Source organism: Tetzosporium hominis (genome assembly GCF_002265435.1).
Lineage (GTDB): Bacteria > Bacillota > Bacilli > Bacillales_A > Planococcaceae > Chryseomicrobium > Chryseomicrobium hominis.
This window is the reverse complement of sequence record NZ_NOKQ01000273.1, coordinates 1-746: the sequence shown is the minus strand read 5'-3', so window position 1 is coordinate 746 and position 746 is coordinate 1. Positions and strand designations below refer to the sequence as shown.

Below are 746 nucleotides of genomic sequence, written 5' to 3'. Positions count from 1 at the left end.
GAGATACATGTGGCAGATCTTGAGCGTTTGAACGAGACCTTCTGGACTGCAGCTGAAGAAGACAGGAATCGCAAGCATTATCAAAAAGATGGGCTTTTATCCGAACTGTTTGAGGAAGATAGAAAAGCACTCCTTCAGTTACCAGAAAAATCCTTTGAATGCGTGCGTTATGAAGAGTGTCGACCAGATAAATATGGACTCGTCAAAATAGATGGACGTCAATATTCCACATCTCCTCGATTTGCCAAAAGTAGTGTTTTGGCAAAGATATCATATGGCACGATCGAGATCATGACGGCAGAACATGAATCAATCATTACTCATGCACGGCTGTATGGTGAGGATAAGAAGTCGATGAAATGGCAACCATATCTTGAGCTGATGGCCAAACGGCCTATGGCAATCAAATACACGGATTTCTTTGAACAACTGCCCGTCAATTGGAAAGAATACATAGACAGCTGCACCGTACCTGAAAAGCAGGAAGCATTGAGACTTCTTTCAGTCCTCTTGAAACAACATGATTTTTCGGTGGCAACAGAATCTCTGAAGATCGCATCGACGCACGGGCATCCTTCTGCAGAATCGATCAAACAGGTCTTCTACCAGCTGATCAATGGACGGAGCGACCGCGTGAGCCTTGATATCAGAAGAGACTCAATCCCTCCTATGCCACCGGCATCAAGAGGATCAACACATTATGACAAGTTGTTTGAAAAAGGCGGTGTGTCTTGATGGAACTACTC

1 protein-coding gene is annotated in these 746 nt (G+C 44.4%); it reads left to right on the top strand.

The annotated features are described in order from the left end of the window. Nucleotides 1-735 (top strand): Mu transposase domain-containing protein (locus CF394_RS15835; RefSeq protein WP_439332875.1); only part of this gene is annotated, 735 nt, incomplete at its 5' end. Nucleotides 736-746 lie beyond the last annotated feature (11 nt).